A 9,790-nucleotide genomic window follows, 5' to 3' on the forward strand; every position below is an offset into this window, starting at 1 on the left:
CGCCGACCCGTCATCCCCGCCGCGACACGCCGTACGAAAGGTCGAGGGAGTGACGGGTCGGCGGGGTTGGGGGTTGGGGGTTTTTTTCTTGGGGTGGGGGTGAGGTGGTGGGGTGGGGTTAGTCGTTGTGGACGAGGATGCTTTGTTCCCGGCCGGGGCCTACGCCTACGGCCCAGAGGCGGGTGCCGGACATCTCCTCGAGCGCCTTGACGTAGGTCTGCGCGTTCTTGGGCAGCTCCTCGAAGGTGCGGCAGCCGGAGATGTCGGTCTGCCAGCCCTCGAAGTACTCGTAGATCGGCTTGGCGTGGTGGAACTCGGTCTGCGTCATCGGCATCTCGTCGTGGCGCACGCCGTCGATCTCGTAGGCCACGCAGACCGGGATCCGCTCCCAGGAGTCGAGCACGTCGAGCTTGGTCAGGAAGTAGTCGGTCAGCCCGTTGACCCGCGTCGAGTAGCGCGCCACCACCGCGTCGTACCAGCCGCAGCGGCGGGTCCGCCCGGTGGAGACGCCGATCTCGCCACCGATGCGCTGCAGCGCCTCGCCGTCCTCGTCGAAGAGTTCGGTCGGGAACGGCCCGGAGCCGACCCGGGTGGTGTAGGCCTTGATCACGCCGATCACCCGGTCGATGCGGGTCGGTCCGACGCCCGCGCCGACGCAGACGCCGCCGGCCACCGGGTTGCTGCTGGTGACGAACGGGTAGGTGCCGTGGTCGACGTCGAGCATGGTGGCCTGGGCGCCCTCGAAGAGCACCGTCTCGCCGCGGTCCAGCGCCTGGTTGAGCAGCAGCGAGGTGTCGGCGACCATCGGCCGCAGCCGGTCGACGTAGGACAGCAGCTCCTCAACGACCGCGTCGGTCTCGATCGCGCGGCGGTTGTAGACCTTGGTGAACAGGTGGTTGCGCTGCTCCAGGGCCGCCTCGACCTTGGCGCGCAGGATCTTCTCGTCGAAGAGGTCCGCGACCCGGATGCCGAGCCGGTTGATCTTGTCGACGTACGCCGGGCCGATGCCGCGCCCGGTCGTGCCGATCCGGTTCTTGCCGAGGAACCGCTCGGTGACCTTGTCGATCGTGGAGTGGTACGACGCGATCACGTGCGCGTTGGCGCTGACCACCAGGTCGGCCACCTCCACCCCGCGCTCGATCAGCGAGTCGAGCTCGCGGAACAGCGCCTCGGGCGAGACCACGACGCCGTTGGCGATCACCGACGTGGCGCCCGGGGTCAGGATCCCGCTGGGGAGCAGGTGGGTCGCGAACTTCTCGCCGTTGACGACGATCGTGTGGCCCGCGTTGTGGCCGCCACTGGTGCGCACGACGTAGTCGATCGTGGCGCTGGTGGCGAGCTGATCGGTCGCCTTGCCCTTGCCCTCGTCGCCCCACTGGGCGCCGAGGATGACGATGGCCGGCATCGAGTCACCTCTGTCTGGAAATGGAAACAGCCCCTGCAACAGCGCGTGCTGACCGAGGCTGGCGGGGGCTCTTGCGACGCCACGCTACCAAAACCCCGCGCAGGAGCCAGCACGCGAACCCAACCGGAAAGGCGAGCTGTCGCTAAGGTCCGCACGTGGACCCTCTCCTCGTCATCACCAACAGCGAAGCCGGCCCGGCCGACGACGAGCGCCTGCACCGCGCCCTCGACGTCCTGCGTGGTGAGGCCTCGGTGGAGGTCGCGGCGACCGCCAACCCCGGGGAGCTCGACGGCGTGCTGCACCGCGCCGGATCGCGGCGGATCGTGGTGGCCGGCGGCGACGGCAGCCTGCACGCGGTCGTCGCCGCGCTGCACCGGCGCAACCAGCTCAAGGACGCGGTGCTCAGCCTGCTCCCGCTGGGGACCGGCAACGACTTCGCCCGGGGCACCGGGATCCCGCTGGACCTCGAGCAGGCCGCCGAGCTGGCCCTGCACGGCACGATCAGCACGGTCGACCTCATCGTCGACGAGCTCGGCGGCGTAGTGGTCAACAACGTCCACGCCGGCGCCGGCGCGCAGGCCAGCAGGCGCGGCCACCGCTGGAAGAAGCGGCTGGGCGAGGTCGGCGTCGGCTGGGCGAACCTCGGCCGGCTGGGCTACCCGATCGGGGCGGTGCTCGCGGCCTTCCGGCCGCCGCACATCCGGCTGCGGGTGAGCGTCGACGGGGTGCTGGTCAACGACTTCGACGAGCCGCTGCTGATGGTCGCGGTCGGCAACAGCTCGCACGTCGGCGGTGGCACCGAGCTGACCCCGCAGGCAGACCCCATGGACGGCAAGGTCGACGTCCTGATCTCCCGCTCGACCGGGTTGTGGGCCCGCTTCGCCTTCGTGGGCCACCTCCAGCGCGGCGCCCACACCCGGCGCGACGACGTGCTCTACCTGCGCGGCTCGGAGGTCTCCATCGCGGGCGAGGACTTCTGGTGCAGCGCCGACGGGGAGATCTACGGCCCCGAGCGCCAGCGCACCTGGCACGTCGAGCAGGCGGCGTTCTCGATGACGCTCCCGGACTGATCCGACGGACGCGGCTCGCGCCCGCTACAGCCAGCCGCGGCGTACCGCCTCGACGCCGGCCTGGAACCGGGAGTCGACGCCCAGGTCGCTGAGGATCGCGGCGATCCGGCGGCGCACGGTGCGCAGGCTCAGGCCGAGCGCGCGCGCGATCTGCTCGTCCTTGGCGCCCTCGGCGAGCTGCTGGAGCAGCAGCCGGCGCAGGTCGGGGCGGGCCTGGCCGAGCTCCAGGCCCGGCACCGACGCGGCTCGGTCCCAGATCAGCTCGAAGAGGCCGGCCAGCCCGCGCACCAGACCTCCCTGGCGGATCAGCAGACGGCGCTCGGAGACGATGCCGAGCGTCTCGGGGACCAGGGCGTGGCTGCTCCCCAGCACGAGCAGCCGGGCCGGCAGCTCCGCGATCACCCGAATGTCCTCACCCATCCGCGCCCGCGCCACCAGCACCTGAGGCGCCTCCTGGAGGATCCGCGCCGGGTAGATGGCGCGCGAGCGACGACCGGCCTCGATCTGCTCGGCCACCGCCGCGGCGAGCGCGCTCTCGTGGGGCAGGCGCCACTGGTCGGGGCGCAGCCACAGCAGGTCGCCCTGCGTCTCGCGCATCAGCGACACGATCAGGCTCGGCATGTCACCGCCCTCGAGCACCTGGCCGGCGATCGGCTCGAACGGGTGCTCCCCGGCGTCCATGACGAGGTCACGCGGCGGCTGCCCACCCCCCGGAGCGCCGTCGAGCAGCGGGATCGCGCGGGCAAGCATGCCCAGCTGCTCGCTGATCTGGGCGGTCGCGGCCGCCTGCGCCTGGACCAGCGTCGCGAACGCCTCCACCGGGGGGAGCAGGCGGACGCTGTCGCCCTCACGCCGGGCGATGCCCAGGTCGAAGAGCGGCCCCAGCTCGTCGAGGAGCTGTTCGCGGGTGCGCAGCACGGTGCTGGCCGCCTGGTCCAGGGCGGTGCCGCGGGAGCCCGGCGCCGCGCCGAGCAGCTGCCAGTACAGCTGTTCGGTGTCCGATCCGACGCCCAAGACGGAGAAGGCGGAGGAGACCGAGCTGCGCAGCACGCTGGCATGTTAGTGCCATTGGCATCAAGTAGCCACAGCATGAGGTCCGAGCAGTGGCATTCTGAGCACGCGTCAGTCGGCCACGTCACACCGCGGGGGATGAGACACCGACAGGCCGCACGGTCCGCATCGGGGGATGAGGCCGCACGGCCCGACGCACCAAAAGGGCGCCGGAGTCGCCGCAGGGGACGTCTCCGGCGCCCTTTCTCGTCTCCGCGGCCGCGCCCGCTAGCGTTGGGGCGTGAACAGCACCCCCGACGCCGCGCCCGAGACCCCCGAGCAGGACCTGCCGGCCCAGATGCAAGTACGTCGGGAGAAGCGCGAGCGCCTGCTGCAGCAGGGCATCGCGCCGTACCCGGTCGCGGTCCCACGCACGCACACGCTGGCCGAGGTGCGCGAGCGCTGGGGACACCTGGAGAGCGGCGAGGAGACCCAGGACGTCGTCGGCGTGGCCGGCCGGGTGATCTTCGTGCGCAACACCGGCAAGCTGGCCTTCGCCACCCTGCAGGAGGGGGCCGGCACCCGCCTGCAGGTCATGCTGAGCCTGGCCGAGGTCGGCGAGGAGGCCCTGGCGGCCTGGAAGAGCGACGTCGACCTGGGCGACCACGTCTTCGTGCGTGGCCGGGTGATCTCCAGCCGCCGCGGCGAGCTCTCGGTGATGGCCCAGGAGTGGCAGATGGCGTCCAAGGCGCTGCGCCCGATGCCGGTCATGCACAAGGACCTCACCCCCGAGACCCGGGTCCGGCAGCGCTACGCCGACCTCATCGTGCGCCAGGAGGCACGCGACATGGTGCGCGCCAAGGCGCGGATCCTGAGCGCGATCCGGCACTGCCTGGAGGAGCAGGACTACCTCGAGGTCGAGACGCCGATCCTGCAGCTCGTCCACGGCGGCGCCGCGGCGCGCCCCTTCCACACCCACCTCAACGCCTTCAACCAGTCCATGTCGCTGCGCATCGCGCTGGAGTTGAACCTGAAGAAGGCCGTCGTCGGCGGGGTCGACCGGGTCTACGAGATGGGCCGGATCTTCCGCAACGAGGGCGTCGACTCCACCCACTCCCCCGAGTTCACGATGCTGGAGGCCTACCAGGCCTACGGCGACCAGACCTCGATCGCCCGGCTGATGCAGGACCTCTTCGTCGCCGCCGCGGACGCGCTGGGCAGCCGCCAGATCGAGACCGAGCGGGGCACCGTCGACCTGGACGGCGAGTGGCGCTGGCTGCCGGTCTACGACGCCATCTCCGAGGTCGTCGGCCAGCCCGTCGACGTGAGCACGCCGGTGGAGACGCTGCGCGAGATCGCCGCGCGCCACGAGGTGTCGATCGATCCGGCCTGGGACGGCGAGAAGGTCGCCCTGGAGCTGCTCGGCGAGCTCGTCGAGCCGACGCTGCTGCAGCCCACGTTCCTGTGCGACTACCCCGCCAGCGCCCAGCCGCTGGCGCGCCCGCACCGCGACAAGCCCGGGCTCATCGAGGCCTGGGACCTGATCATCGCCGGCGTCGAGCGCGGCACCGGCTTCTCGGAGCTGATCGACCCGGTGGTGCAGCGCGAGGTCCTGGTCCAGCAGTCGCTGCGGGCCGCCGGCGGTGACGCCGAGGCGATGCAGCTCGACGAGGACTTCCTGCGGGCGCTGGAGTACGGCGCGCCGCCGATGGGCGGCCTCGGCCTGGGCATCGACCGGCTGACGATGCTCTTCACCGGTGCCAACATCCGCGAGACGATCCTCTTCCCGCACCTCAAGCCCGAGGCCTGAGCCGCTCGGCGCCCGCGCTCAGCCCTGCCCGACGACGTACGCCGCGGGCAGGGCGAGCAGCGCCACCAGCAGCGTCGCCGCCGTCGCCAGCACCAGCTCGCGGCGTCCGACCCGGCGCAGCATCCGGGCGTCGACCGAGCAGCCCAGGGCGAACATCGCGGCCGCCAGCGCCGCGGTCTGCACCAGCTGCGCCGCGTCGAGCACCGGCTGCGGCACCGCCACGACCGTGCGCAGCACGACCAGGCCCAGGAACGCCGCCACGAAGGCGGGCACCAGCGGCGGGCGGCGAACGCCGGTCGGGGCGGTGCGCCGTTCGCGCCAGGAGAGCACCGCCAGCACCGGCGCGAGCAGCAGCACCCGCCCGAGCTTGACCGTCACCGCGGTCTGCAGCCCCGCGGCACCGGTGATCAGTCCGCCGGCGACCACCACCTGACCGACCTCGTGCACCGCGGCTCCCGACCAGGCGCCGGCCGCCGCCGGCGCGAGCTCGAGCAGCCGGCCCAGCAGCGGCAGCACCAGCATCGCCGCGCTGCCGAAGACCACCGTCAGGGCGATCGCCGCGGCCACGTCGCTCTCGCGCCGCTCGGCTCCGGCTCGCTCGGCTCCGCTGGCCGCCTCCGTGCGCTGGGCTCCGGTGCGCTCGGCTCCGGTAGCCGCCTCGGCCGGGGCGCGCCGGATGCCGTCGACCGCGGCGATGGCGGCCGCACCGCAGATGGAGAAGCCGCAGGCGAGCAGCAGCCGGCGCCCGGGCTCGACCCCCAGCACCCGACCCAGGAGCAGCGTGCCGGCGATCCCTCCGGTCACCACCAGCGCGATGACCACCAGCATCGGCCAGCCCAGCGCCAGCACGTCGGCGAGGACCAGCTCCAGGCCGAGCAGGGCGACGCCGATGCGCAGCACCCGTCGCGAGGCGATCGCGAGCCCCGGCTCGGCGGCGCGCGGCAGCCGCGCCAGGTTCGCGACCAGGGCGCCCAGCACGATCGCCACGAAGACCGGGCTCAGCACCGGCACCAACCGGTGCACCCCGACGGCGACGGCGGCGCCGCCGGCCGCGAGGGCGAGGCCCCAGACGATCGAGGGCGTCGGCGGCGCACCCGCGCCGGCCGGCTCCGGGCCCGCCGGCGCAGGTGCGACGGCGGCGGGGCGTTCGAGCTGGTCGATCGTGGTCACGCCTGAATCCTGCCCGCCGGCGACGCCGCGCAGTAGCCCGCAATCGGGCACCAGCTCATGCGCCGTTGATATGGGGTGCGGGCTGGGCATATCGTCTGCGCATGAGCAGTGGGCGTCCCGACCTGACCGCGCTCGACCTGCTGGTACGGGTCGGCGAGCTGGGCTCGCTGGGCGCGGCCGCCCGGGCGATGGGGATGGCGCAGCCCAACGCGAGCCGGGCGCTGTCACGACTGGAGCGTCAGCTGGGCGTGGTGCTGCTGGTGCGCGGGCCGACCGGGTCGCGGCTCACCACGGAGGGCGGAGTGGTGGCCGAGTGGGCGCGCGAGGCGCTGGCCGGCGTCGACCGGGTCGTGCTCGGGTCACGCTCGCTGGCCGAGCGCCGGCAGGCGCACCTCGGGGTGGCCGCGAGCCTGACGGTGGCCGAGTACCTCGCGCCGCAGTGGCTGGCCAGGTTCCGTCGGCTGCACCCCGAGCTTCGGGTCAGCCTGGACGTCCGCAACTCCGGCGGCGTGCTCGACCTCGTCGCCGGGGGCACGGTGCCGCTGGGCTTCGTGGAGTCGCCCACGGTCCCGCGCAGCGTCGGGTCGACCACGGTGGCCCGCGACCAGCTCGTCGTGGTCGTCGGCCCCGGGCACCCCTGGGCCCGGCGGCGGCGTCCGGTGAGTCCCGAGGAGCTCGGGGCCAGCGACCCGGTGGTGCGCGAATCGGGGTCGGGCACCCGCGAGACGCTGGTGCGGGCGCTGGACCGGGCCGGCGTGCAGCTCGGGCCGCTGGGGCTCGAGCTGGCCAGCACCGCCGCGGTCAAGGCCGCGGCCGCGGCCGGCGACGCGCCCGCCGTGCTCAGCGAGCTCGCCGTGGTCTCGGAGCTGGCCTCGGGCCAGCTGGTCGCCGTCGCGGTGGGCGGCCTGGACCTGACCCGGGCGCTGCGCGCGGTGTGGCCCGCGGCGATGCGACCCAGCGGTCCGGCCGCCGACCTGGTGCGGATCGCGCGCGGCTGAGCCGGCTGAGGCGGGCACTGCCCCGCTCAGCCGGGCACCGCCGCGCTCAGCCGGGCGGAGGCCCGCTCAGCCCAGCAGCGCGTCGTACGCCGTGGGGCTGGAGTCGCGCAGGAACTCCGAGCAGCGCTCCCACTCGGCGCTCTCGCCGATCGCGCGGGCGGAGAGGGCGAGCAGCGCCAGCGAGCGCAGGAAGCCGCGGTTCGGCTCGTGCTCCCACGGGACCGGGCCGTGGCCCTTCCAGCCGTTGCGGCGCAGCATGTCGAGGCTGCGGTGGTAGCCCACCCGCGAGTAGGCGTAGACCGTCACGTCGTCGGCCCCGGCGTCGCGCGCCTGCTCGGCCATCGCCGCCCAGGCGAACGGGGACTCCGGGTGCCGGCGTACGACCGCGGCAGGGTCGTCGTCGCGGAGCTCGGCCTCCGCGGGGTCCTCGGGGAGTCGGGTGGGCGGGGGGCCTGCCATCAGGTCGTGGTGGTTCATGGGCCCCACAGTAGCCACGCCCGACGGCCCGCCCGGCCGAGCACCTGCGGGCGCCCGCTGACCACCTCGCTCCGGCCCGGTATCCGGCGCGGGTGTTTGATTGCTCCTCGTGACCTCCGTCTCCTCCACCTCGGCCTCCCCGCCCGGCTCCAGCGACCCGGGCAGGCCCGCCACCCTCAGTCCCTGGCCGGCGCTGTTCGCGCTGTGCCTGGGCTTCTTCATGATCCTGGTCGACTCCACGATCGTGTCGGTGGCGACGCCGGCCATCATCGAGGACTTCGACGCCGACGTGAACGACGTGGTGTGGGTGACCAGCGCCTACCTGCTGGCCTACGCCGTACCGGTGCTGATCACCGGGCGCCTCGGCGACCGCTACGGGCCGAAGCGGCTCTACCTGATCGGGCTGACCGTGTTCACCCTGTCGTCGCTGTGGTGCGGGCTCACCGGCTCGATCGAGGAGCTGATCGTGGCGCGGGTCTTCCAGGGCCTGGGCGCGGCGATGATGACTCCGCAGACGATGGCCGTGATCACCCGGATCTTCCCCGCCGCGAGCCGTGGCCAGGCGATGTCGCTGTGGGGCGCGACCGCCGGCTTCGCCACGCTGGTCGGGCCGGTCCTCGGCGGCGTGCTCGTGGACGGGCTCGGCTGGGAGTGGATCTTCTTCGTCAACGTCCCCGTGGGGGTCGTCGGCTTCGCGCTCGCCTGGTGGCTGGTGCCGGCCCTGAGCACGAGCGACCACCGCTTCGACTGGCTGGGCGTGGCCCTCAGCGGGGCCGGCATGTTCCTGGTGGTGTTCGGGATCCAGGAGGGGCACGCCTACGACTGGGGTCGGGTGAGCGGCCTGGTCACCGTGCCGCGGATGATCGTGCTCGGGCTCGTGCTGCTGGTCGCGTTCGTGGTGTGGCAGGCCCGCACCCGCCGCGAGCCGCTGGTGCCGCTCTCGCTCTTCGCGGACCGCAACTTCTCGCTGGCGAACCTCGCGATCACCACCATGGCGTTCGCGATCACCGCGATGGCGATCCCGTTCATGCTCTACGCCCAGCTGGTACGCGGGCTGTCCCCGACCCGGGCGGCGATGCTGATGGTGCCGATGGCGGTGATGGCGATCGTGCTCGCGCCGTTCGTGGGGCGCGTCATCGACCGGGTGCACCCGCGCGGCATCACCGCGGCCGGGTTCGCCAGCAGCGCGGTCTCCCTGGCCTGGCTGAGCCAGGTGATGACGCCCGACTCGCACACCTGGGAGCTGGCGCTGCCGATGATGCTGCTCGGCGTCGGCAACGCCCTGGTGTGGGGCCCGACGAGCACCACCGCCAACCGCAACCTGCCCCTGTCCCGGGCCGGGGCGGGTGCCGGCGTCTACAACGCCACCCGCCAGGTCGGCGCCGTGCTCGGCTCGGCCGCGATCGCCGTACTGATGGACGCCCGCCTCGACGCGAGGCTTCCCGGCTTCGACATCGCCGGCGGTGCCGAGGCTGCGGGTGCGGCTGGCGCGGGCGGCGCGGGTGGCGGGGCGGGCGGCGGGGCGATGCCGGCCGCGGCGCTCGACGCCTTCAGCGACGCGATGGCGCAGTCGATGCTGCTGCCGCCGGTCGTGCTCCTGATCGGCATGGTCGCGGTGCTCTTCTTTGCCCGCCCCACCCACCAGACCTCCCCCGCCCCGTCACCCTCCCCTAGCGCGCCCGCGCCCCGGTAGCGCCCCGCGGGAGCGCGCCCCTCGCGGGAGCGCGCCCCGCGCGGGAGCGCGCCCACGCCCCCCCCCCCCCCCCCCCCCCCAGAGGGGGGGGGGGGGGGGGGGGGGGGGGGGGTGGGGTTATGTTCTTTTTTCTTTGTTTTTTGGTGTGTGGTTGGTCAGACTCTATTTTGAGGGAGC

The 9,790-nt window shown here is 73.4% G+C and carries 8 protein-coding genes; 4 read left to right on the forward strand and 4 right to left on the reverse strand.

All coding sequences use genetic code 11. From position 1 onward, the window contains the following. Positions 1-118 precede the first annotated feature (118 nt). On the reverse strand, positions 119-1,405 hold the full coding sequence (locus tag AC6EI4_RS06040; protein ID WP_498419425.1) for an adenylosuccinate synthase: 1,287 nt from the start codon (positions 1,403-1,405) through the stop codon (positions 119-121). A 155-nt stretch (positions 1,406-1,560) separates the two neighbouring features. Here AC6EI4_RS06040 and AC6EI4_RS06045 point away from each other — a divergent pair, with 155 nt between their 5' ends. After that, positions 1,561-2,475, forward strand: a complete 915-nt coding sequence (locus AC6EI4_RS06045; RefSeq protein ID WP_498419427.1) for a diacylglycerol/lipid kinase family protein — start codon at positions 1,561-1,563, stop codon at positions 2,473-2,475. Positions 2,476-2,499: 24 nt separating this feature from the next. Here AC6EI4_RS06045 and AC6EI4_RS06050 read toward each other — a convergent pair whose 3' ends face one another. Further along, positions 2,500-3,525 carry a LuxR C-terminal-related transcriptional regulator gene (locus AC6EI4_RS06050; RefSeq protein WP_498419428.1) on the reverse strand — a complete coding sequence of 342 codons (1,026 nt, stop codon included), beginning with the start codon at positions 3,523-3,525 and terminating at the stop codon, positions 2,500-2,502. Positions 3,526-3,823: 298 nt separating this feature from the next. Between AC6EI4_RS06050 and lysS the strand changes: the two genes are divergently transcribed. Further along, complete coding sequence (lysS, locus tag AC6EI4_RS06055) at positions 3,824-5,275, forward strand: lysine--tRNA ligase (protein ID WP_498450899.1); 1,452 nt, start codon at positions 3,824-3,826, stop codon at positions 5,273-5,275. Positions 5,276-5,293: 18 nt separating this feature from the next. Here lysS and AC6EI4_RS06060 read toward each other — a convergent pair whose 3' ends face one another. Further along, entirely contained in the window at positions 5,294-6,445 is a 1,152-nt protein-coding gene (locus tag AC6EI4_RS06060) for a YeiH family protein (RefSeq protein WP_498450887.1), read from the reverse strand. Positions 6,446-6,546: 101 nt separating this feature from the next. Between AC6EI4_RS06060 and AC6EI4_RS06065 the strand changes: the two genes are divergently transcribed. Next, positions 6,547-7,443 carry a LysR family transcriptional regulator gene (locus AC6EI4_RS06065; RefSeq protein ID WP_498450888.1) on the forward strand — a complete coding sequence of 299 codons (897 nt, stop codon included), beginning with the start codon at positions 6,547-6,549 and terminating at the stop codon, positions 7,441-7,443. Positions 7,444-7,509: 66 nt separating this feature from the next. Here AC6EI4_RS06065 and AC6EI4_RS06070 read toward each other — a convergent pair whose 3' ends face one another. Beyond that, positions 7,510-7,920: a DUF3151 domain-containing protein gene (locus tag AC6EI4_RS06070; RefSeq protein WP_498419434.1), complete on the reverse strand. Its 411-nt coding sequence runs from the start codon at positions 7,918-7,920 to the stop codon at positions 7,510-7,512. Between the two features lie 109 nt (positions 7,921-8,029). Here AC6EI4_RS06070 and AC6EI4_RS06075 point away from each other — a divergent pair, with 109 nt between their 5' ends. Continuing rightward, positions 8,030-9,613, forward strand: coding sequence for a DHA2 family efflux MFS transporter permease subunit (locus AC6EI4_RS06075; RefSeq protein WP_498450889.1), 1,584 nt, complete (start codon positions 8,030-8,032; stop codon positions 9,611-9,613). Positions 9,614-9,790: the final 177 nt, after the last annotated feature.

This window comes from Nocardioides sp. Z43_10, from assembly GCF_059766615.1.